Here is a 24,032-nt window from a genome sequence, read left to right as displayed (position 1 = left end):
TTTCGTGATTTCACACGTAGGGCCGTTGAAACAATGGAATGACCAGGTGCTGTGGGAGATTGCATACTGAGTGGGGAATGAACTTCGGTCTTCCTGCCAACTCTCTGATCGCATACTGAGCCCACCAGGCGATCCGCGTCGAAATCCGAGTAGCCGTGCCCGACCCAGGTTCAGCGTCGCCGGTGTGCGTAACCTCGTGCAGCAGATCGGCACCACCCAACCGACCGCCCGTCACGTTTGTCCGATTCTGCCGCTAGATTGTCGGTACAAGGTTCGAGTGAGGAGTGCGGTGACCGTTCACAGCGATGAGGTCGGCGGAAGAGTCCGTCGATTGCTCGAGTTCTTGCGCGAGACGGTCTCGGCTCAGTCCAAACCGGTCCGAGCCTATGGGCCGACGACTCGGCTCGAGTGGCTCTATCGACGGGACCGCGACGTCCAGGTCAATGCCAACGCAACGGCAGGCGACGTGGTCGTCAGGGTTGTGCGAGTCAGTGTCGAACCGCCCCCGCAACTACCCGAACAGCTCGTCGATTCGGTGCAGGGTCCGGTCGACCGTGCCGTCGAACCGCCGACACTCGCGCGCGGAGCCGGTACAGCCGAGTCCGTGCTGTTTCGGTCGTGGCTTACCGAATGGCAGACGTGGGCGACCGACGACGTAAAGAAGCGTCCCTTGGCGGAGTTGTATCTGTCGGTCGATCGAATGCGAGAAGAGTCGCACACACAGCCTGAGACGGTCGAAGTCGTTTTGGCGTCAGGACTCCTATCGGCCACAGTATCCGGAGTGCCTATCGATTCCCACCTGGTGACTCAACAGGTCGAGGTCATTCGGGACGAGGACACCGGGGATCTGCTGGTCAAGCTGACGGCTGGAAGTAGCCCTCGGCTCGAAGACCGACAACTGCTGCTCGGGCTGAAAGGTCTACACACCGCGTCTGCAGCATCCCTTGCACAGAAACTCGGCGACATCGCGGGCTCGCCGGTCGCACGCTCTGCATCCACCATTCTGAAGGAGTGGTCGAATTCGGCCATCTCCAGCATCACGTACGTCGCCGACCATCATGTTCCACCAGCCGCGCGTCGCGGGACGCTCCGTGAGTCACCTGCGCTAGTGCTTCGTCGTCGAACCGGCTTCGCGCTCGTCTCCTACTACGACGCCATGATCACAGCGTTGAACGACGGTGCCGACGTTCCGTTGGGACTCCAACAGCTCGTTGAAAGCATCGAGTCCACAGACCGGCTGGACTGGCTGGCGCGTCCCACCTCAGAGCTGACGCCAGACGTTCTTTTTCCACTTGCCGCGAACAGCGCGCAGTCCAGCATCATGCAGAAACTTTCACTCGACACCGGTGTGGTTGTCGAAGGGCCGCCCGGAACGGGAAAGACCCACACCATCGCAAATCTGATGTCCGCGTTGCTTGCTCAAGGTCAGCGAGTTCTTGTCACGAGTGAGAAGTCGCAGGCATTGCGAGTGCTACGGGACAAGTTGCCGTCGGAACTGCAAGATTTGTGTGTGTCGATCACCGACCTTGCCAAGGGCGGATCGGAAGAACTCGACCACAGTGTGTCGGTCATCGCTGGCCGGCTTGTGGACTTCGAGATCACTCAGGCGGACCGAAAGATCGAAAGAATCGCCGGGGAGCGTTACCGAGCGATCAACAAGAAATACACCCTGGAAGAAGCGCTGACGTCTACGAGGTCCGAAGAGTCCGAGGTTCAGAATTTCGGCTCGCACTACGAGGGAACCCTGTCGGGAGTGGCCTTGCAGCTTGCTGCGTCGGCCGCAGAGCTGGCCTGGGTGCCGGGTCCGCTCTATACAGAGTCGCCGCCCATCGCCTCGGCGCAATTTGCTGAGCTCGCAAAGGTGCTCGTCGAGAGCGAGCTTCATGCAGCGGACCGCCGAGAACAGTCTTTTCCGGACCTGTCCACAGAGCTACCGAGCAAGACCGTGGTCACTCGACTGTGCGACACTGCAAGCAGTCGGGCTTCGGTATCTGCACTCGCTGATGTCCCGACGGCGGAACTGCGCCGACTGGCAGCATTGTCTCGTCAGGTTCTTGCGCGCTACACGCAGCTGGATGGGGACCTCCGTGTCGTGCTGGACGGTGTGTTGTCCGGTTCGCTCGGTTACCTGTGGACGAGGGCACGAGAGGCGTCAACCCTGCTCGACGATGCGAAATCCGCCGACGCATTGGTCGGTACAGCGAATGTGGTCGTCGACAGAGCCGATCTCGTTGCTCTGGAGACGTACGACGCCGCCGCGCGTCTCTACACAGAAGGACGGTTCGACACCCTTCGGTGGTTGCGGACGCCGAAGGAGCAGACCGCGGTCGACGAACTGGCCATAACGGCCACAGTCGATGGCGTTCCGGCGCAAGGAGGCCATGCGTACCGCCTTGTTGCAGAACATATTCGTGCGCTTCGTTCGGTAGACGAGGCCGCATCGTTATTGGCGGACATCGGTATTCGCCTTCCGGGCCGAGAGAGTCGCGCGGCGCGTATCAACGAGGTGGACGCTGCCGTGCGCAACGTGGCGCTGGTGCAGGATCTCGTCGAGCGGATTGCAAAAATCTCGGATGAGCTCGAAGACCGGGTGGCACTACGAACGCTCGACGCAGTGGAAGGGCTGCTGTCGGATATCGAGAAGGCGCTGGCAGGCGCCAATGCACGCGACGCGCTGGAGCGGCTCGTGAGGGTCGCCGATAGCTTCGAAGCTGCTACCGGTGGGGCGAACAGCACAGAAGCGCTCGCACTCTCGGATGCGCTCCGCACCGCCGACCGCGAGGCATTCGACGCCGCGGTCCGTGGATACGCACGCGCGACCGTCGAACAGCAGCAACAGTTGTCGATGGACATATTGCTGCGGGATCTCGATGCAGCAGCACCGACACTTCGTCATCTGATCACGAGCGACCGCGTTACCGACTGGGTGGCTGTTGCTGACGGCTTCGAGGACGCATGGGCGTGGAGGTGGGTGAACCAGCACGTTGAACAGCATCTCATCCGTCCCGAGGCATCGAACTTGGACGATCTCTACGACGAAGTAGATAGAGAGATTTCGCAGCTCACGGGGACACTGGCGGCCGAAAAAGCATGGCGAGAGTGTCTGCAGCGCATGACGTCACGGGAGATGCAGGCGCTCCACACCTACCAGGAGAGCATCAGCAACATCGGTGTTGGCAATACCAAAATCGCACAGCGTTACCGAGCCTCAGCACGGGCAGCCATGCAGGAAGCGCAGAGTGCTGTGCCGGCGTGGATCATGCCGATCGGGCAGGTTCTGTCTTCGATTCCCGCGCAGCAGAACGTCTTCGACGTCGTGATTGTCGACGAAGCGAGTCAGGCGGACATCAGTAGTCTGTTCCTGATGTGGCTCGCACCGCGGGTGATCGTGGTGGGCGACGATAAGCAGTGCGCACCGGATCGAATACAGCAGGTCTCCGACGACACTGTCTTCGAGCGTCTGGACTCTCACCTCGGCGATCTACCGATGCACATCCGTAACAATTTCAGCCCTCGCTCAAGCCTGTTCTCGCTTCTCCGGAGCCGGTACAACCAGCGTGTACGGCTACGTGAGCACTTCCGGTCCATGCCGGAGATCATTGAATGGTCGTCGCAGCAGTTCTATCGAGACACTCCGTTGATTCCGGTTCGACAGTTCGGAGCGGAGCGCCTGCAACCGCTCATGTCGACCTACGTCGACGGCGCAGAAACCACGGGGGCGAGCGCGACCTTGATCAACGAGGTCGAAGCGCTTCGCCTCGTTGAAAGACTGTGCGAGTGCATCTCCGATCCTGACTACGACGGGATGACTTTCGGAGTCGTCGTTTTGCAGAGCCGTGCGCAGGTCGAGTTGATTCGCTCACTGATCACAGAGGCGGTTCCTGCCGAGCAAAGGGACAGTTTGCGTCTTCGAGTGGGAACACCTCCCGATTTTCAGGGAGATGAGCGAGACGTCATGTTCGTGTCTATGGTCGTCGGCGCGGGATCGTCGAGCAATGCGTTGACCAACGAGATGTGGCAGCGGCGTTTCAATGTCGCTGCAAGCCGCGCGCGCGATCAGTTGTGGTTGTTCCATTCTGTTCGAGCAGAGGATCTCTCGCCGTCGGATCTGCGAACGTCGTTGATCTCCTACGTTCAAGCTGCCCCGACCGTCCCGGTTCCGGAGATGCCACAGGTTGTCGACGAGGAAGCCCTCCACAGTGATTTCGTATCGATGACGGCGCAAAGGGTATTCGTCGCCCTGCGCGATCGCGGATACCACGTCAATTCTGCGATCGAGATCAACGAACTCGTCCTGGATCTGGTGGTCACCGGTGTCGCATCGAAGGTCGCGATCGAGTGCGATGACGACCGCGAGCGTTCGAGAGACGTTGTTGTCGAGCGCCTTCGCCGAGAAATGGATTTGAAGCGGTGTGGGTGGACGTTCGGAAGAGTGCGTGCGTCCCAGGTCGTCGTCGACGTTGACACTGCACTCGCCCCGATCATCGAAATTCTGGACGCGGTCGGAATTCTTCCAGGTGAAGTTGAGATTGCCGACGCTGGCCGGGATGCGAATTGGAAGCCGGTTGTACTGAGCGCGAATTCCAACGAGGACGCCCCTCCTGACGAGGAGCCGATGACTCCTGCTCCGGTTGTGGATACCGTGGTCGCGCCGTTGCCTACGGTGATCGAGGAAAAATATCCCGTCCGTTCGAGTGCCGTTCAGGTCGTCGAGCTCGAGCCGGGGGAGACACGACCGCCGAAGTTCGACGGGTCGCGCGAGATTCGGGTCGACTCTCGATACTCGACCCCGCGGCGGTCCGCCCCGGTCAAGCGCGTGCCGGTAACCAAGCGTCCTTCGCCGGCAGTCATGCCGAAACGGGCACCGTCGAAAAAGCCCGTCGTTTCGACAGCACCTGCTGCCGCGGCTACAACGGGGGTCGGTATCGAAACGCTCCCTGCCGCGGTGCAGGCGGCATTGGCATCGCTGCCCGCAGCCTCGTTGTCGACGGGGCGCGTGATCGCGGTAGCTGCGGCGCGGGACTGACGCGCCACTGACGCTGCGGCGGTGCTCGTTGATCACAGGCATGACCCCGATCGCTGCTCAGCAACTGCTCGCTGACTTGGAGCTCACAAAGAAGCTCGTGCGTAGACATCGACGCAATGGCGTTGCCGAATGGGTACGACCCGAGGACGCGGCATCATGACGGAATTGAGGGCTTGGCAAAAGGAAGCATTCGAGGCCTGGCGAGGGGCTGGCAATCGCGCTATCGTCGAAGCGGTCACCGGCACTGGTAAAACGCGTGTCGGTGTCGCCGCGATCGTATCGGCGCGGAGCCTGAACCAGCAGGTCCTTGTCGTTGTGCCGACCATCGACCTCCTCGAGCAGTGGCACTCGGAGGTCAAACAGCAGCTTCCGTCGGTATCGGTCGGTAGGCGGGGGAACGGGCATCGGGATGACTTTCGGCATAGCAGCGTTCTGATCACCACCATTCAGTCGGCCATCATGAAGGGTGCCCCTCAGCCGCGTCCCGGTGCCTTGATGATCGCGGACGAAGTCCACCGCTATGGCACCGATGGGTTCGCCAGGGTGTTCACCGATAGGTTCGACCATCGCCTCGGTTTGACGGCCACGCTGGAGCGTCAGGACGAAGGTGTGGACACGCACATCCTCCCGTACTTTCGAACGACTATCGCAGGATGCGACTTTGCCCGTGGGCGGAGAGACAACGTCCTTGCTCCCGTCCGCGTGATGACGGTTGCCATCGAGTTCACGCCAGAAGAACGTACCAAGTTCGAGGAACACGATGCGATCGCACGAGATGCGCGCACGAGTCTCATCACTAAATACGATTGTGTCGCATCGCCTTTCGGCGAGTTCATGAAGACCGTGACGAAGCTGGCGGAACAACGAGATCTTCCGGAAGGGCGACTCGCCAGCCGGTACCTATCGGCATTCAGCAAGCGACGGTCGTTGCTGGCGGACTGTCAGGGCAAGATTCAGGCGCTCGGGACGTTGGCACCGGCATTGGCGAAGTCGGATCGGTCGATCGTGTTCTCCGAGACCAAGGCGTCGGCCGAGGCCGGCTCGGCCGTTCTGCGTGAGCACGGCGTGCAGTCCAGTGCCTATTCGAGCGGCCTCGATCGACTGGCCAGAACCCGCGTGCTGCAACAGTTCCGCAGCGGAGCCCTGACAAACCTAGTCGCACCCAGGGTGTTGGACGAGGGAATCGACGTGCCCGCCGTCGATGTCGGCGTCATCATCGCCAGCAGCAGCTCCCGTCGGCAGATGATTCAGCGTATGGGCCGGATACTGCGGCTCAAGCCCGGAGACCGGGCAGCGGCATTCGTGATCATGTACGTGCCGGGGACCATGGAAGATCCTTCGCTTGGCGCGCACGAGGCGTTCTTGGAGCAGCTGCTCGACATTGCCGACGAGCAAGTGGATGTTCCGATCGCACAAGCCCCGGCGCTACTGACGGAATGGTTGACGCGACCCGTCGAACCCAGCCCGGTACCGGTGCGCGTTCCCTCCAAGCAGCCGACGTCCAACGAGCCTGTTGCCGCTGCTGAAGTATCTGAATCCCGAGGCCAAGAGCATAGAGCCACGGTCTCGCCTGCCGCCCCGTCAAGTTTGACCGCTGTGCCAACGGACGCGCCAGAGCCGATCGGTACATCTGGTGAGATCGATGTGATGCTGCGGTATGCCGCGACGTTGCCTGCAGATGAGGCCCACATGATTGTCGAACTTTTCGGTTTAGCTGGCCAGCCACCTCGAACGGTGGTGCAGGTGTCGAAGCTGTGCGGTGTCACGGCTGATGCTGTAGCGCATTTGCGACAGAGAGCGATCGAGGCAACGGCGAAGTTTACATCTGCGAGGGATTCCGGGTGACGCGTCTGCACCGAGAGCTGGTCTTCCGTGGTTTCTAGTTACTGCGCAGGTGGCAGCATGTTCGGGCTGCAGAATTATGAGCGCGGTGAAACAGTCGGCAGCCTTGCGGCGATTAGACCTGTCAGTACGAAAAAACAGAGTGAAGGGCCTGGTTGATGGACAACGATGTTCTCGACGCGGAACCCGGTGCCGGGGAGTCGCAGAGCTGGGTTGATGTCTTCCCATGGCTAGGCCAGCCCCCCGGCCGTCTTGAGACGGCGTGGTCGGTTCGTCCTGTGGAAGAAGAGGGGACGGATGCGCGGGAGGAACGACTCCGTGAAATCAGTTCGCTCGCGATGAAAAAGCAATGGAGCTGGACTGTTGGGGCATTGTTCCCGGCTCTCCCTAGCGGACTTGACGTGGCTAGCATCGGTTTGACGCCGCGCGCAGCAAACGTGTTCGCCCGTAACGGCGTGGTGACTACTGATGATGTTCGCGGGCTCGAACTATCTACAATCCTGGATTGGCGAAATGTTGGTCTGACAACTGTAGCCGATATTATATTTAGATTGGCCGACACATCGTTGGCTCACGCGGTCCCGGGCCAGGTGGATGTCGTCCCCGGAAGTACTGCGCATATTCCGCCGCAAGTTGAACAACTGCCGTCTGGTTGGGCTAGCTCTATCACTAACGACCTGACCCTGCTCTCCCGCTGGTTCTACTCAGTTGGTCTCTCGGATCTGGAACCGCTACGCAATGGTGCGATGCCGAGTTGGGCCCCTGAGTGGATCATCGATGCTTACAGGCGTATTCAATCTATTCGTGTGTCCGATATAGCCTCGTCGCAGACTTCTCGCACACTTGCATCAATAATAAGCGACGAGCTTGCGCAAATGGACGACAGGTCCATTGCAGTGCTTTGCAGCCGTGTTTTTGCTGATGAAGCCGAGACGCTTGATTCGTTGGGGCGTAGGTTCGCGGTGACGAGGGAACGTATGCGACAGATCGAGGTGAAGGCCCGCTCCATTCTGGGTGACGTGCTGTCCGAAAACGAGCTCTTGAAGGATTCTGTAAATGCATGGGTAGGTTTGATCGGTCTGGTCCGCTCAATGGACGACATCGTGCAACTCTTGCCTGCACTTGGCGAGTCCGTACCCGGAATTAACGTGCCTGCTTGGCGGGTTCTTGAGCGTCTCAGCAGGGCAGTTGAGGTCAGGGATGGATGGTGCGCAGTGCCGGACGTTGCGTCGGTCCGTGAAGCAACAGGCAGCCACCTTGTGACCATCGTTGACGACTACGGGGTAGCTGGCCTCCAGGCTGCCGGAGCGGGTCTTGGCTGTGACGGGGAGTCAGGTGACGTCACGACTCGCGCCTGGCTAACGTATTGCGGGTACGTCGTTGAAGATGAATATGTGTTAACTCGGACCAGCTCGGTTAACGACTACGCGGCAGCAATTCTGTCACTGCATAGGGAAGCGCTGAGCGCGCAAGAGCTGGTGGATCGGTTCATCCACCCACGAAGCGCCTCGTCGCTTCGTAACGCCCTTGCGCTCGACAGCAGGTTTAATCGTGTTGATCGCGATCTTTGGGCTCTGCGAGAGTGGGGATTGCAGAAATACACAAATATCCGTTCGCTGATAATAGAGCAAATATCGAAGAACAACGGCCAGGTCAAGTTGGCGGACCTCATCCATGAGATTTCTGGAAAATTCAGCGTAAGCGCTTCCAGTGTCTCCGCATATGCATCCTCTGCACCGTTCGAGCAACGGGCGGGCGTAGTGAGACTTGCCGAGGGGGATCCAGAGGTCAGGAAGCGTCCGCACGAGACGCGCCGTCTGATGCGGCGCGACAACGGGTGGGCCTATCGCGTGGTCATCACTAAAGAACACCACAGAGGAAGTGGTTCGGTCGCCCCTAGGGCGATAGCGGGCATTCTCGATATCGCCCATGGCGAGACAGTTCAGCTTTCGTCCCGGCTGGGGCCCCAAGCCGCCTCCTGGATGGGTATACAACCGACATTTGGTACTATTCGCCGATTTCTGCTCGAACCTCATGTGGCCGAGGGGACTGACGCTTTCCTGGTTATCAACGATGACGCGTCATTCAATGTCGAACCTATAAAAAAACTAACTGGAGACCCACTCTCCGATGTGCTGGCGCTGATTGGTTCACCCGAGGACCGGAACGGAATAAGCGTACGAACTGCTGTGGCGTCCGCGATCGGCTTGGCTCCTGACGTTCCCGTCAGCAGTATCATCGGCGCGTATACAGACCGCGGTGATAGCGATGTAGCAGAATTACTCCTAAAGTCGCGAGATTGCTTGGAACTGGAGCCATCAACGACACGCAGGTCCGAAGGTATACCACCGTCGGTTGACGACATATTGGACTTGCTGTGAGCCACACGGCGCAAACGCGGGCCGCTGCGGCACAGGAAGAGGTACTACGTGCAATGATCAACTCTAATTCGGCATCGATAAGTGGTATAAAGTGCGGCACTGTGCCGTCAAGATTTTCCAGTGCTACAGCTTCGCGTAGCTGTAATCGTACCGGGGCTTTTTGAATGGACCGCGGCAAGAACAGTGACGGTTTCCGCTCGATTGAAATCGAATCTCGCTACAGGAGCGACAGTAAGCGGGTAGTGGCGGACTTCTACATACCCCTTCTATGCAACGCGGTTTCGTACAGCCGCGCAGTGGGTTACTTCACTTCTGCCAGTCTGCAACTACTTGCGTCAGGAATCGACTCAATAGTCGGCGGCGGGGGTCGTATACGGATAATTGCATCCCCGCATCTCAGTCCGGACGACGTCGAAGATATTACTCGCGGGTACGATCGGCGGTTGGTGATCGAGCGAAGTCTTCAGCGCGAAATGACCAATGAGCTCAGTTCGGATCTACTAGACGGTTTGAGTGTGATTGGGACGCTGATTGCCCAGAAGCGCCTTGATCTCAAACTCGCGTTCGTAGACGGCCAGTTTCCAATCGGTCTGTACCACGAAAAGATTGGCATAGTGCGTGACCGTTTTGGCGATCTTGTCGCATTCACGGGAAGCTCCAACGAGACAATTGGCGGATTGGTCAACAACTTCGAGTCGGTGGAAGTTTATCGCGGGTGGATTCCCGGAGACGGAACGCGTGCGCTTCGACTAGAAGCTGATTTCGACGGTTTGTGGAACAACGAGACCGAGAATCTGACAGTCGTGGACTTCCCGGCTGTAGCGAAAGAACGCCTGGTTGAAATTGCGAGGGAGAGGGGCGTGAGCGCACTTATTGCCGGGACTACCGCGGAGGTGACTGACCCCGATGGTTCTGCCGGAACTTTACGCCCGCCTGCCAGTCTTCAACCTCGGCAGTATCAGAAGGATGCAATGGTCGCCTGGCTTCGTCAGAGGGGGCGAGGAACGTTGAAGATGGCCACCGGCACTGGTAAGACCAAGACTGCTCTCTTCGCCGCCGCGCAGGTTGCAAATGTCGAAAATCAAAAAGAGCGTCCGCTAGTGCTGCTGATTGTGGCCCCGCTGCAGGCGCTTGTCGATCAGTGGATCGACGACGTTCAGCTGTTTGGGGTCGATGCCGTAGGGGTCTACGAAAGTAGCAATACCTGGCTGCCGGTGGTAGAACGACGGCTCGCCTCTGCTCGCCTTGGGCGTCGGCAAGTTGTCGTATTGGTCGCCACGAACGCTTCGTTCTCCGGCGCTAAATTCCAATCGATTTTGTCGAGAATCGATATTCCGCTCATGCTCGTGGCCGACGAAGCGCACAACCTTGGATCGGCTACATATCGGAAGCTATTGCCGGAGAACGCAGCCTACAGACTTGCGTTGTCTGCCACGCCTGAGCGGTGGTTCGACGACGAAGGTACCGAAGGTCTTCTCGATTACTTTGGTCCAGTCGCTTACGAGCTCGGCATTGAGAAGGCAATATATGAGCTGAAAGCTCTCTGTCCGTACGTCTACCATCCGCGGCTGGTCGAATTGAGGCCGGAAGAATACAGTTTTTATGCCGAAATTACGACGAAAATCGGAAGAATGTTGCGGGCCGGTCAGTCGACGGATTCGGTTGACACTAGTTCGCCGCTCGGCGCACTACTGCGAAAGAGGTCAGCCGTTCTAGGGCACGCTCTAGGGAAAATCGAGGCTTTGCACCAAGATGTGGACGACATGCGGAATGAGTGGTTTCAGCTGATTTACTGTGCTGAGGGTTCGTCGCCTCGAGATATGGACGACGACGAGGGCACCGGACAGCGGCAGATCAGCGAGGTTATGTCTATGGTGGGAGGCGAGATGGGTCTACATGCGCACACCTACACGTCGGAAACGCCCCGTCGGTTGCGTGCGGAACTCATCGAGCGATTCAGCGGTGGTGACGATTTGCGGGTACTGGTGGCGATGAGGTGTCTGGACGAGGGCGTCGACATTCCTGACGCCAAAATTGGATATCTGCTGGCTAGCAGTACTAACCCTCGGCAATTCATACAGAGACGGGGAAGGCTTTTAAGGCGCGCGGAAGGAAAGACGCGAGCAACAATCTACGATTACATCGCGACCCCGCCTGCGGGAACGCCGATAGATTTCACGGTCGAACGTAATTTGATGGTCCGTGAATTGGCACGTGTAAATGAGTTCGCCAAAATATCGGAGAACTATCACGAAACTCTTGAAGTTCTCCGCCCGATCAAGATGCAGTATCGGTTGATGGATCTTTGATGTCGATCTATCTCACAGGAAGGGTGATTGCAACATGTCGAATCGCACCGAGCAGGAAGTGCTGCAGGAGTTAAGTTCAGTGGAGAGAAAGCTCGCAAAGCGTGTTCTGGAAATAGAGCGATCCAAGTTGCATTTACGCGCCGCGCAGCCTACCGATGAGATACTGCTTGCAGTGAAGGAGATAATTCCATGAAGTTGCAATATATCGAACTGAAGAACTTTCGGCAGTTCAAAGGTTTGCAGAGGCTCAATCTCAGTTCGACGGTAGAGAAGCCGGTCAGCCTCTTTTTCGGCGCCAATGGCTCAGGAAAGACGACGCTTCTAAATGCGTTCACATGGGCCTTATATGGGTCGATGTCCGAGGACGTTGAGGTACAGCAGAGGCTCGCAACAGACACCGTGTGGAGAGCAGCGCCTAGTGGCTCCGCCGTGACCGTAGCGGTTGAACTCGGCTTCGACCACGGAGGACGGGCCTACCGTTTGGTGCGCCACGCCGATTTGGTTAAGGAATCAGACGATCAGCCAGGATCGTCGAACCCGGAGCTAACGCTCTCGATTATCGATGCCTCCGGAATGTCAAGCGAGGTGAGAGCCCCGCAGGAGATGGTATCGTCAATTCTTCCCGAAGGCATCAGTAGATTTTTCTTCTTTAACGGAGAACGAATCGAGAAGCTGGTGCAAAAAGGTTCGTACGCTGAGATACAGCAGGATATCAAGGCCTTGCTGAATATCAAACACGTCGAACGCGCAATCGAGCACCTGCCCAAAGTGTCACGAAAGCTCTCTGCGGCTGTAAGAGACCGTGGTGGTGAGGTCGCTAGCGAACTTCAGCAGAAGATTGACGAAGCGGAAGATCAGCTGGATCGACACGAGGCGGCGGTTATAGCGGCTGATCAAGAAGTCGAGAGCTACAGGGCAGAACGTGACAGCGTCATCGAAGTATTGAGCAAGCACGAAAGCGTAGCGCACGTGCAACGTGAACGGAATAATGCAGAGGGTGAACTCGAACGGTTCAGGTTGGAGCGTGAGGCCGCACGCGAAGCTCTTGGGCAATTGATCGCCACCCGGGGATTTCTGGCGTTCACTGGCGAAATTGTGGAAACAACCTCCCTAGTTGCTTCTTCGCTGTATCGCAAAGGAGCTCTGCCGGCTCCTTTGAAGCGCGAATTCGTAGACGAGCTTCTCAAGCACGACAAGTGCATTTGCGGCGCGCCGCTCGAGATCGGATCCCCCTCCCGCTCTAGCGTCGAGGAGTGGCGGCAACGGGCTGGCCTGCAAGCCGTCGAGACAGCTTGGCAAGAACTCAATGGCAAGTTGCCGGAAATGAAGGCTGCTCGCGACGCTTTGCGATCTGCAATGGCAGAGGCGACGATTCGGGTAGACGACGCTGAAGAAAACGTGAGTCGGCTCGAGGCGAGGGTTTCGGAGCTAGCTGGCCAGCTTGCGGACTCGGAACTGGAGGACGTCAAAGCTCTGTCGGCAAAGCGACTCGATCTCGATCGCCGAATCGAACGTTGTGTCAGCGGCAGTTCCGTCGAACGAAGCCGAATGCAGGATCTCTCCTCGGGTCTGGAATCACTCAAAAGTCAGCTGTCGCAAGCTGAGCTCAAGGATGAGCATGCGAGTAAGGCCCGCGATCGGGTAAATCTCGTTCAGGGCGTCCAGAAAGCGCTTGAAGAGATTCGAGAGATTCGATCGACGGAGATGCGCCGTCGATTGGAGCTAGAGCTTCAAGACATATTTCGCGGAATATCTGTTAAGCCATACACGCCCCGACTGAGTTCAGACTTCGAGCTGACGTTGTACCAAGATGTCGATGGCGTGGAGATGGAGGTTCCGAAGTCGACCGGTGAGAATCAGATTCTGAGCGTTTCGTTTGTCGCTGCTGTGTCGAAGCTAGCCCGTCAGATTCCCACCGAGGGTAGAGCTGAGGGAGATTCGTCTGAAGGTTCCGGGAGCTACCCGATCGTGATGGATGCCGCATTCGGTTCCCTGGATCGCAACTACCAGAAGGAGGTCGCTCGGGCTCTGGCGCGCATGGCACCTCAGCTGGTGGTGTTGGTGAGTAAGAGCCAGGGGCTCGGTGACGTGATCAAGGAGCTCCGCTCGCACGTGAGTAACCTAGGGGTGGTTGTAATGAACTCCAGTTCGACTCGTGACGTCTCGGAGGACCTCGAGATCGATGGTTCGAATCATAGCTATATCCGCTCTGGAGCTTCAGCGAATTTTTCGACTTTTGAGGAGATTGGATCATGACAACAAGTTTTGATGTACGAGTTCGTCGGCCTCGTCAGTACGAAGCGCTGATTCAAGAAATGCGTCATGAAGCGTTTTTTCCGACCATGCGTGATGTCTTGCTATTTGCCGCTAGTGTTGGGTTCAAGGCCGATCGATCCGCTCCGGTCGGCGAGGCTGCTGGGGACCCGATTCGATATGAGACCCTGACCGTACCTGCGTTTAGTGATGCCTTGGTGTCCATGCTTGCGATTCGTTCACGGATGGCAGGCGAGGGCGTCGACGATGCAGAGATCTTGGATAACTCGCGCCTACAAGAGCGTGTTGAGATATTTGAGCGGTATGTACACGGTGGACTGGAATACATTCAGGAACTGATGAACACGCGAAGTCACCCGGTCGATTTAGTGGTGAGCTCATTGGTGAACGAGGCTTTGTCGGGCGAAGAAATTGCTGGGCCGGCAAGCATAGAAGACCTTCTCGCGGGAACGTAGGTGGTGGGTGGGGCGTCGAGAGATGTGCATCTATTGACTGAACAAGCGGTGTCCTCGGACAATCTTCGACTTCAGTTCCAATGTTCGTCGCCATCCATCGAGCGTGCCGATCTGCTCGGGGCGCTCGTACAGTCCTGCCCGCACCTCGGAGGCGGTCAATTTCTGGTAGAGCGCGCGTCTCGGGTCGTCGGCACTCACAAATTCTTCCTTTCGATGAAGGAGTGGGGGATTGGTTGATCGGGTGTAGTCCCTCCAATCCACAGAGAGATCCCGCAGGTTGACAGTCACTGCACTCGCGAGTGTCGGATGTGCGTTGGCTTCAAAATCGGGATAGGTCAGGAAAGATATCTGTGGTTTGAGGACCGAAAGCTTGATCATATTGGCCCGCGGGATATTCCCAGACAGGACCCGCGCGCACCCCTCGTAGACCTGAAGCAGTGGAGGTAGCTCCGCTATGGCGTTACGATGAATATAGAGTGCTGAGGGTGTTTGTTTCCCGACCCTTGAGCTGCGAGCTGACATCAGTATCAACGTCGTGTTGCCCGAGGAGGCGAGGAGGCGATCGCCGAGGGTGGTGACTTCTCGATAGGTATTGAAATGAGTTTTTATGTCGCGCTGCAAAGTTTTTCCTAGGCTGCTGAATTTGGGTCTACGGCCGAATCGCGAGAGGGCGGCGTAGACAACGAGCTCGCTTTTGCACTGCGATCGAACCCGATCCCAGTATCCATCTTCCGTGACCTTGTATATCAAATTCATTGCGCGGCCGAGCGTCTGAAATTGCTTTTTTATGTTCTGCTCATGATCGAGTTCAAGTTCGCCATTCTTCGGGTAGCGGCCATGCCGAGACATGAATTCGAACAAGGGTTTAAGCAGCTCGCTGTTCTGCTCGTATGTGACGTGAGGGTCAATCTGCACGCGTGGACGGTACGTGTGCACTCGGTTGGATAGGAATTGTTGTTCATCTACTTCGTCCCTGAAAACGTAGAAAATACCGGGAGCCGCGGCGACGGGCTTCTCGCCCAGCGCCTGTTCAATCCAGTTCGACAATTCGTTTTGTTCGTAGAATTTTTGAAATGTTCCAGACTGTGTAATTATCCCGTCGGCAAAGCGACGGCCTATTAGATGTCGTGCCTCCCAGACGAGTCGCCCGGAGACGATCAGAACTCGCCGCGCAAGCCCCCAGGCGGACCTGACTGTGTCTAGCCGCTCAGCGGGGTTTTCGATCACGTTGACTACGAACCCTAAGTTGACCACGTCTGCATAAGATCTGACTGCCTCAGGACGATGGCCAGGGTCCCAGCCGGATGCCTGGTAACCCAAAGCAGTCAAGCCGCGAAGATCGTCCCCCCGCCCGCACCCGTAGTCGAAGAACGACATACCTGCGGTGAGGATGTGGTCCGCAAGGGCGGTTTCTACAGGCCTGGACAGGGCTGTTCGCGCCATGGCGGTCCTGTGCCTAGCAACGTTCTCCAGATGCATACCAATGACCTACTCTGTCAGCGCAAGCTTGACCAGCCCCCCGATGTCCGAAGAACGGGTGTCACCAATCAAGTATCCGATTCCCCGGTGAAGATGCAATCGGAAATAGTTGGCAACAGTGTCCTCGTCGAGCGGCAGTCCATCTTGATGGCATCTGTATCTCATTAGCGCCCACAGCGTGTCTCCATGAGAACCTGCGAACACCTTCCATGTCATTTCAACGCTGCTGTCGGTAACGAGTCGGATGGCGGGGGGCACCGCCGGCTCGGCTAGGGAGCGGCATAGAGCCCACCTGCAGAGAACGTTCCAATGCTCGATCTTGGTACGCCGTTTGAGTGTTACTAGTTGGTCGCGGGCGGTTTGGGACAAGCGAACATGTTCGAGTGGCACTTTAGTTACTCCCAGAAGTAGCCGGGCAGCACGGACGTGGAGTTCGTTGCCTGGTCAAAATCGAGTCTGTACGCGCGGCCCACGAATTTTTTGATTCGCGCATAGGTAATTTCGTCGATCTCAGTGTCCGTCGACAAGAGGATGACTTGATGGCTTGCATACGGGAAGTACCGGTCGACCAAGTGGCCCCGATGGGATCCGTCCAGCCTGCCCAGCGGCGTGTCGACGACAACAGGTAGTGGTTGTCCGGACGCCCGCGCCAAGCCCCAGAGCAGCGAGACCGCGAGTAGCTGACGTTCGCCAGCAGACATCTGGTTGGCGGGAAGTACGTTCCCGTCTCTCCCCTCAAGTTCGACTGTGTAGGTATCGGGGTCGATGTTCACGGAAGCCACGAGGGACTCTTTGCGAAGTAGTCGTTGCAGCGCTTCGAGGACTAGCTCCCCAATCCTTCCCAGGTATCGGCGCGTGGCGGCACCACGAAGAGACTCGAGGGTTTCCTTGACCTTGTCTACGTGAGTGACGATCCGAGTGTCGTCATCCGTGGATAGCTCGGCGTGTGCGAGACGGTCTAGTTCACTCTCGTACGCTGCATCAGCTTTGACTCTGTCTGCTCTGGTTGATGTGAGTGCTTCCTGGACCATTTGAAGAGTCGCTTGCTTACGCACAAGGTCAGAGGAAGCGTCGTTCAAGTCACCCTTCAGTTCCTGAAGGGACTCAGGATCAGGCATGGCGACCAGAACGCGTTCGAGCTGATCCAGCTCGGCACGTGTCGCGCGTCGACGCTCAAGAAGCGATGCCAGCCTTCTGCGGGCCGCCGGCAGCGCTGATTCTCTCAAGAACGCGATACTCGATGGGCTCTGAAGGCCGGTGACTTGAGGGACCGTTCCTTCGGCTTCTCGACGTGTGCGATCTTCTGACATGTACAGGGCGATGGTGTCCAAGGCAGAGGTGTCGACGCTGGCAGTCGAGAGCATGTCGACGATCGCCTGATCCCGCAAAACGAGAGCGTCTGCGACTATTCGCTGATTTGAAGCATTGACTTCCGCCAGGCTTTGCCGTTCCAGCCCCTTGAGTAGGTCGCTGATCTGAAGTAAAGGAGCGACATCGGCGGCTTCCTCTCGCAGTTCAGCCTCGATCTGGTCGAGAGATTCTCGGTGCAGCTCCGCGGAACTTTCGGTGGCGACACGTTTGTCGAGCAGTTCACCTCCGGTCGACCGATATCGCTCGGTGAGCTCAAAGTGAAGCTTCTCCGCGCGCTCTAACTCGACCCTGGCGGATGCCAGCGACTCGACAGTGGTCTCTTCTACCTGTCGAGAGTTCGACGCCGCGTCCTTTTTCTCTGCCACTTTGGCCTTGAGGGCTTCAGGTATCTGATTCATTCGGTGCCGGCGTCTCAAAACGGCCAGATCGGTAGCGAGTCGCTCGACCAGATCGAGTCCCAACAAAGTGGACAACGCCGATCCGAGTACTTCGCGCGATTTTTGCATGTCGGCCAGGGCCTCGATTTGCTCACCGTCGAAGAAGAACAGACCCGCGATACCGCGTGGCAGGAAGGTTTCGACGTGTTCGCCCCACGTCGAGGTCAGGGCCTTGTCCGCAACCCCGTCCACTTCCACTTCGAGGCGTTCGCGTACGGGGTCTTTCGATCCCTCCCACGAACGCATCACGCGGTATCTGTGCTCGATTCCTTGCTGGTTGGCTCGAAATTCGAGCTCTACCGCTGAAGTCGAGCCGTGAGCGGCACCGCGGTGCACCAGGCTACGGAGGTAGTTTTCGTAGCTTCCGGTTCGACGCCCTGTCGATTGGGCCAGCGTTCCGTAGAACGCAAGGTGAATTGCCTCCAAAATGGTCGTCTTGCCAGCACCATTTAATCCCCCTACCAAAATAATTGGCTTGGTCGATGACTTCGGCGTGAGTTCGATCTTGTGTCTCGCCGCGAAGGTGCCGACGTTTTGCAAGACCAGCTGATCGAGTATCACTCTGTTGCCCCTGTCGGAACTGCGCGGACGTACCCCGCTGCGATGTCGAGATCGCTGGGTGTGTCGGAGTCGCTCTCACGTTCGATTGCGTCTCGACGCTTGTTGGCACGGTTAAGGGCGTCGTCTTCGTCATCGTAGAAACCTCTGCGCATCGCCTTCGTCAGAGAGTCGAAGAGACCGGCACGGCGGGCTTGTGAACGGTGTCGCTGCTCGATGTCGAGCAGCTCGCGTACGAGCTCGAAATGTAGTCTGTCGTCGCCCACGACTTCCTGGAGGATGGCGACAGTCTCTGGACCGAGGGGGAGATGCTCGTCGAGTGGCCGTCCAGGGAAATCCTCGCCAGTCACTTCGCGATAGATGACGGGCAGGTTGTCCTCGAACTCATGCTTCTCGACTACCCACAGCCGACGGATTTCCTCAAGCTCCGGAAGTGTCACCAACTCAAGGTTTTCGACAATCTTCGGCCCGTTTGCGCGAATCCAAGTCTGAGCTTCGAGTAGCTTACGTACCCATCGTTCGCGTGACTCTTGCGTGTACGGGCCCGGGATGGTCCGGTCGTGGAAGAGCTGGACGCTCCCGTTCATACGGCGAAAATCGCGGAGATGTCTGTCATCGGCTACATCAAGTTCGTTACGAAGCTCCAAGAGTGGAAGCATCCACTCCTTCTCTTCGTCATTCTGAATCATCGCTGACATCGACTTGTCTTTATCGACCAGTGTGCATGTCCAGCAACCGAACCGGCTATCACCGCAGCTGGGGGTTGAGGAGTCGACGACCAGCGGGCACTCGCCATCGGACGAGGCACCCTGATACATGGTGAGAAGCTCTTTGTTCGAGTATCCCCATGGGTTCTTGGTTTGCATGAGGAAAGTCCATACATCGTCGTTGGACCAATTCTCAACAGGCGAGTAGACCAGGCAGTTGGGAAGAGAGTCGTTGGGACTGAGTAGATCTCGTACCCGACGTGATTCGAGTTCGGACATTCGATGAGACCGACCCGAGCTCTCAGCTTTACGCGTGCCCAGGACCAGTATTGCTTCTCCGTGGGACTTCACCATGTTGATGATAAAACTGTTGGAGGGCTTGATTTTCAGTCGCTCTGTGCACCAACGGAACTTCGGACGTGGGGCGGGGTATCCGCGACCCGCCAAGTTGACCCAGAATGTGTCCGCGACAGCAGGCGTTAAACGGTGAGGTTCGATCGGCAGACCCTGTTGAGTGGCAGCGGCTTTGATCGTCTCCAGCGAGTGCGTGACCCACGCCGCAACGATGGGGTTCTCGACCAATGTATCGGTGCTGATGACATGAATTTGCTTGGTCCGCTTCTCAGGCTCTAAGCCAGCGATGGCCATCCAAACCAGCTGCAGTACAGCGGTTGAGTCTTTACCACCTGAATAACCGATGACCCAGGGGATACCGTCTTCGAGGTAGAGAGTTTGAGTTTGCTCAACCAACTCGTCGATCGTGCCCGACAGCCCTAGGTCGTCGAACGCAGATCGCGGTCGGATCGGTAGGTTGATGGTCACTTGTCTCCTCCATTAAATGCGGTTTCGGCGCGCTGCTCGTCGGCTGGCAACGGAATTCCTAAGGTTCTTCTGATGAGCGCTGTTGTCAGCAAGACGTTGCCGGCGCTCTTCGAGACGCGACCACCGGACATTGCCCGGCCCTCCCATACGGACGAGTTCGATCGATGCCAATCGATGTCTCCGAGTTGCTTCAGGATCTTTGGCCACTTCTTCTTGTCAGGTGTGTCCCGCAGGATGGTGTTGCCGACCTTGCCGAGTGAGTGCAATACGATGCCGTGGCTGTGTATGAAGTCCCTGCGGATTTCGCCGGCGCTGACTTCGCGTTGGCGAACTTGAGTCCACTCGGGGATGTACTTCGAGACGGTGTCCCAAAAGACCTGAGCCATCTCGACTTTTTGATCGAAACTGGTGTCATCGAGACCGTCTAGAAGTGCGCGGTTTGCGCTGTACATAGCCGACAGTGTGAACAGCTTCCGCGAACGGGTTGCCAAGTTGCTCGACTCGGTCTCTGTCAGATCGTTGTAGAAGTCGGACTGGAAGACAACGACGCGCGTGATGGCGGACAGGTCATCTCGGTGGTCATACAACACACTGATCGATTTTGCGGGCCGGATGGCGTACCTGTTCAGGTCTGCAAACATCTGCTGACAACGCTTGAGCCCGAGATCCAGGAACATCACGATAGCGATGGTCTCGTCACCAAGGTCTGGGTTCTGACTCAGAGCCTCCTGGATCGCCGCTCGGCGATGCTGGCCATCGTTGATCACGAACTTCGCTGACATAGGGATGGTAAGCGTGCCGATGCGGTCGTTCGGTCCACCGCCGCCGAAGGGCTCGAACGTGACGTCGGCGTCGACCGACGCTGTCAGAGCTGAGAAGACGTAGCTGTCCGGGTTCTCGACCACGTAGCGAGCGATCTCCGGTACCCGCGCCTTGTTGAGCGTGCGCTGCGCACGCATCTCTGGGACGAGCTCCTCGTCGTCGAACAAGAACAGACGCGGTATTAGTCTCAAGGGGCACATCGTCACGAAGTAGCCCCGCCCGGCTTGAACACCCCGGATGGCAGGGAAGACGTACTCGAAGCCTGGGCTTCGAGCTACCGAGCTTGACTGCTTGACCATGTCTCTCCAAACGTTGGCCGCTGATGTACGGAACTATACATCCGAACAACACGCCTAGTTTAACGAACACCAAGCAATATTTTCGCGTACAGTCACCGGCATGACGATAGCTCCGGGTACCGACAACTCTGTTCGGTCGATCGACGCAGGCTTAGCTGCTCCGGTGTACTTGGACTGCAATGCGACGACACCCATCGATCCTGCGGTGCTCGCAGAAGTAATCCACTACCTCCAGGAAGACTTCGGCAACGCCGGCAGCCGCACGCATACCTACGGTCAACGGGCTAAGGAACGCGTCAATCGGGCGCGTGAGCAGGTCGCGGCACCAGCAGGCGCAAGCCCAGACGAGGTCATCTTCACCAGCGGTGCCACCGAGAGCAATAATCTTGCAATCCTGGGTTTAGAGGAGGCGGGACGTGCTTCGGGCCGAATGCATATCGTCACCTCGCAAATCGAGCATAAGGCGGTACTGGAACCGATTCGAGAGCTTGAACGTCGGGGGTTCGAGGTCAGTACCATCGCACCGACGCCCGGCGGGTGGGTAGACCATAACGCAGTGATAGATCAAGTGCGATCGGATACCCTTCTGGTGTCGATTATGGCTGCTAACAATGAAACGGGAGTAAAGCAGCCAATCGTCGAGATCGCGGAAGGTCTTAAGCAAATGGACGCATACTTCCATGTCGACGGTGCTCAGGCCTATGGGAAATTGCACAATATGTTTGACCACAAAAGAATTGACCTCATCAGCATTTCCGGTCATAAGATTTTCGCTCCGAAGGGGATAGGCGCGCTTATCGCGAGACGCCGGGGATACAGGCGGACTCCGCTGAAGTCTCTGATAGTGGGCGGTGGTCAGGAACGGGGATTACGTCCCGGCACCCTTCCGGTTGCTTTGATTGCAGGCCTCGGGACTGCCATTGCCGGCGCAGCAGTTGCCTTCGGCAAACGCAATGAACATGTCTTAGCGATTCGACGCGAATTGTTGTCGTCGTTAGAGCCTCTGGGTATCGAAGTAAACGGAGACGCTGAAAGAAGCATGCCTCACGTGTTGAACTTTTCGGTACCTAGGGTGGACTCCGAGGCTGCCATCGTAGCGCTTAAGGACCTAGTCGCGATTTCGAATGGATCTGCGTGCACTTCGCAAAACTACGAACCCAGCCACGTCTTGGTTGCGATGGGACTGAGTGAGGAGCGCATCGCAGGTGCCCTTAGGTTTTCGTGGTCCCATTTATCGAACTTTGATCAATGGGACCAGGTCACGGACCGGTTGGCCCGAATGCGGGTGTAGCCCCTGCCGACACCCGCTGATGAACAGGTTACGTTGGACAGGGTCTAGCGAAGATCGGACAGTGCGAGATTCAGAGCCCACTTCGCTTGCACGCCGAACGTTTGACCAGCGGGTCTATAAGTACTGCAGCCAGCGTTGGCTCGCCCGAGCCGATCGGCTCTACGCTGTCGGAACAGCCTTGTAGTATGCGTTTGTGACCACACGCACATACCGGTATCCGGCCCTTCGTATGCAGCAAACGCCCACCAGTCGACAACTACTGTTGTTTGGCGCGCGTGCACCTGAGATTGAGGAGTGGGCGGGTGTACCGCAGCGAGGGAAGCTCGAAGACAGCGAATCGGTGGGATTTCAACGGCAAGAAACCCCGGCCAGGGTGAGGGAACTGGCAGGATTCTTCACCGAGCAACGCAACGTAGTTCAAAATCCGCTGCTGTGTGCGCTTCAGGACGAAGGTTTGGTGACGTTTTATCCTGCCGATGAAGGATCAAGCTTCGGCACACTAGAGATTGTTTGCGAGGATCTACGAACGCTGTCTCTGCTTGAGCTCATATCTAGAGTGATACGAAAGTTGGAGCAACGTGTTCCGGAATTGAAGGAACATGTTATCGATGCAAGTTATGTCGAGACCCTAAGTGTGCGTGCTGCCAAAGTTCACACGGTTGAAAGCGCTGAACTTGATGGGGAGAATTCCGCAGAGGCTGAGGCAGAGGCAGAGGGTAGTGAATTAAGCCCGAATGCAGAGAGCGCGGACGATGTCGCAGAGGTGCTGCTCACCGAGGAGACGCAGTTAGTTGATTTTTATCAGGAGCTGGTTGCGCGAAAGAGTGTCTTGGAGCGCATTTCAGGCCCTGGCCCTGATCGCCTGTTTGGCTTTTCCAAAGAATCCATGATTGGTTATTTGGAACCAGTTGTGCTCGTGGATGGGCAGCACCGTCTTAGCGGCGCTGTTCGCGCTGCGGAAATTTCCATGGCGTCGGATGATGGTAAGAACGAGCTAGTTGCGTCAATTAATGAAGGTATGGACCCAGACGCCGCGCATGCCAAAATTATGTCGGCACGCTCGCGGATACTCCCTGTCTCTTTGCTGATGGACCCGTCTCCCAGTGAACATGTCTTTCAATTTGTAGTGGTCAACCAGAAAGCGACACCAATAGGGAAGGCGCTGCTTGGGACAATAGTGTCTACTTCGCTTTCACGCGCCGAGTTGCAACCTGTTGCAGATCGGCTACGCAAGGCGGGCATCGGGCTGGAAGACTCTCAGGCGGTGGCCTACCTTACGCGAGCAGACGAGAGTCCGTTCAAAGGATTAGTTCAAACAGGCGTCGAAGACTCCAACAGGTTGCTTCCGTGGACTGTTCTGAAGGGTCTCACGTCAATCTTTAGAGAGCTGAAGGGCGGCCGACTTTTTCACCAGAAAAACGACTATGCGGCGAAGTGGCGGCGGCGCCTTCTGTCGGATTCTAAATATGTTTCGGAGGGGTCTGACGCAGCGGAGCAGTTTGAGATTTGGCAAGCCACAGATGGGCCATGGCGCGAAGTATTCGTTCGATTTTTCAGTTTGATGCGTCTTCGTTTTGGAGATGATGATTTGCTAGCGAACAATGCTTGGGGGGCTACAAGTAGCAATCTCTACAATAAAATTAGTTTAACGATACTAGCAGCGGACTACTTCCAGTTCCTTGATGAGAAGGACCGCACACTGAGCAGTCTTGATGATGTTGATTCGACAGTGGAGGCCTGGCTCAGGGACGTGGATGGTCAGTACTTCGCGCGCGACTGGGGCATGGGAAGTCTGAAAAAGGACCAAAAGGCGGTCCGTGAAAAATGGGCGACAACTTGGTTCGAATACCGGAAAGATCCGGTACGTTTGCCAAGGAGTGAAAACTACAAGCCATGAGTTTCGCGTTGTTAATCCATAATCAGTTAATGCCCTGGATGGTAATGTGATAGCCGCGAAAC

The 24,032-nt window shown here is 57.2% G+C and carries 13 protein-coding genes; 8 read left to right on the top strand and 5 right to left on the bottom strand.

Annotated features, from left to right (window positions below; all coding sequences use genetic code 11):
• Positions 1 to 289 precede the first annotated feature (289 nt).
• The 6 genes from R3P93_RS18065 (at position 290) to R3P93_RS18040 (ending at position 14,287) form a co-directional block, all read left to right on the top strand.
• The gene (locus R3P93_RS18065) at positions 290 to 5,026 is read left to right on the top strand and encodes an AAA domain-containing protein (RefSeq protein WP_317533660.1); all 4,737 of its coding nucleotides are present in this window, start codon (positions 290 to 292) and stop codon (positions 5,024 to 5,026) included.
• A 156-nt stretch (positions 5,027 to 5,182) separates the two neighbouring features.
• Positions 5,183 to 6,871 (top strand): DEAD/DEAH box helicase, encoded by a 1,689-nt coding sequence (locus R3P93_RS18060; protein WP_317533659.1) that lies wholly within the window; start codon positions 5,183 to 5,185, stop codon positions 6,869 to 6,871.
• A 152-nt stretch (positions 6,872 to 7,023) separates the two neighbouring features.
• Positions 7,024 to 9,249 carry a hypothetical protein gene (locus R3P93_RS18055; protein ID WP_394855332.1) on the top strand — a complete coding sequence of 742 codons (2,226 nt, stop codon included), beginning with the start codon at positions 7,024 to 7,026 and terminating at the stop codon, positions 9,247 to 9,249.
• 446 nt (positions 9,250 to 9,695) lie between these two features.
• Positions 9,696 to 11,558: a DEAD/DEAH box helicase family protein gene (locus R3P93_RS18050; protein ID WP_366236055.1), complete on the top strand. Its 1,863-nt coding sequence runs from the start codon at positions 9,696 to 9,698 to the stop codon at positions 11,556 to 11,558.
• 189 nt (positions 11,559 to 11,747) lie between these two features.
• Positions 11,748 to 13,814 (top strand): AAA family ATPase, encoded by a 2,067-nt coding sequence (locus tag R3P93_RS18045; protein WP_317533657.1) that lies wholly within the window; start codon positions 11,748 to 11,750, stop codon positions 13,812 to 13,814.
• Positions 13,811 to 14,287: a hypothetical protein gene (locus R3P93_RS18040; protein WP_317533656.1), complete on the top strand. Its 477-nt coding sequence runs from the start codon at positions 13,811 to 13,813 to the stop codon at positions 14,285 to 14,287. The genes R3P93_RS18045 and R3P93_RS18040 overlap by 4 nt, the downstream gene beginning before the upstream one ends.
• 30 nt (positions 14,288 to 14,317) lie before the next feature.
• On the opposite strand, the gene R3P93_RS18035 is transcribed toward R3P93_RS18040, so the two are convergent.
• The 5 genes from R3P93_RS18035 to dndB are packed head-to-tail and all read right to left on the bottom strand — an operon-like array spanning position 14,318 to position 20,782.
• Complete coding sequence (locus R3P93_RS18035; protein WP_317533655.1) at positions 14,318 to 15,766, bottom strand: DNA phosphorothioation-associated putative methyltransferase; 1,449 nt, start codon at positions 15,764 to 15,766, stop codon at positions 14,318 to 14,320.
• 9 nt (positions 15,767 to 15,775) lie between these two features.
• Complete coding sequence (dndE, locus tag R3P93_RS18030; protein ID WP_317533654.1) at positions 15,776 to 16,156, bottom strand: DNA sulfur modification protein DndE; 381 nt, start codon at positions 16,154 to 16,156, stop codon at positions 15,776 to 15,778.
• 5 nt (positions 16,157 to 16,161) lie between these two features.
• Positions 16,162 to 18,135, bottom strand: a complete 1,974-nt coding sequence (gene dndD, locus R3P93_RS18025) for a DNA sulfur modification protein DndD (RefSeq protein WP_317533653.1) — start codon at positions 18,133 to 18,135, stop codon at positions 16,162 to 16,164.
• A complete protein-coding gene (dndC, locus tag R3P93_RS18020; RefSeq protein WP_394855333.1) occupies positions 18,132 to 19,655 on the bottom strand; it encodes a DNA phosphorothioation system sulfurtransferase DndC in 1,524 nt (507 codons plus the stop codon). Before dndC ends, dndD begins: the two co-directional genes overlap by 4 nt.
• Positions 19,656 to 19,657: 2 nt before the next feature.
• Positions 19,658 to 20,782 (bottom strand): DNA sulfur modification protein DndB, encoded by a 1,125-nt coding sequence (dndB, locus tag R3P93_RS18015; RefSeq protein WP_317533651.1) that lies wholly within the window; start codon positions 20,780 to 20,782, stop codon positions 19,658 to 19,660.
• Positions 20,783 to 20,882: 100 nt separating this feature from the next.
• Between dndB and dndA the strand changes: the two genes are divergently transcribed.
• Together dndA and R3P93_RS18005 are read left to right on the top strand one after the other, a co-directional pair.
• On the top strand, positions 20,883 to 22,073 hold the full coding sequence (gene dndA, locus R3P93_RS18010) for a cysteine desulfurase DndA (RefSeq protein ID WP_317533650.1): 1,191 nt from the start codon (positions 20,883 to 20,885) through the stop codon (positions 22,071 to 22,073).
• Positions 22,074 to 22,266: 193 nt separating this feature from the next.
• Entirely contained in the window at positions 22,267 to 23,970 is a 1,704-nt protein-coding gene (locus R3P93_RS18005) for a ParB N-terminal domain-containing protein (protein ID WP_317533649.1), read from the top strand.
• Positions 23,971 to 24,032: the final 62 nt, after the last annotated feature.

Origin of the sequence: Rhodococcus cerastii (genome assembly GCF_033042195.1) — a bacterium.
Lineage (GTDB): Bacteria > Actinomycetota > Actinomycetes > Mycobacteriales > Mycobacteriaceae > Rhodococcoides.
Note: the sequence above shows the minus strand (reverse complement) of the source record. Positions and strands in the feature narration are given on the sequence as shown.

Coding starts and splice junctions, on each gene's coding strand:
- R3P93_RS18045 (WP_317533657.1), top strand. CDS start 11,748: ATGAAGTTGCAATATATCGAACTGAAGAACTTTCGGCAGTTCAAAGGT.
- dndA (WP_317533650.1), top strand. CDS start 20,883: ATGACGATAGCTCCGGGTACCGACAACTCTGTTCGGTCGATCGACGCA.
- dndB (WP_317533651.1), bottom strand. CDS start 20,782: ATGGTCAAGCAGTCAAGCTCGGTAGCTCGAAGCCCAGGCTTCGAGTAC.
- R3P93_RS18040 (WP_317533656.1), top strand. CDS start 13,811: ATGACAACAAGTTTTGATGTACGAGTTCGTCGGCCTCGTCAGTACGAA.
- R3P93_RS18060 (WP_317533659.1), top strand. CDS start 5,183: ATGACGGAATTGAGGGCTTGGCAAAAGGAAGCATTCGAGGCCTGGCGA.
- R3P93_RS18035 (WP_317533655.1), bottom strand. CDS start 15,766: ATGCATCTGGAGAACGTTGCTAGGCACAGGACCGCCATGGCGCGAACA.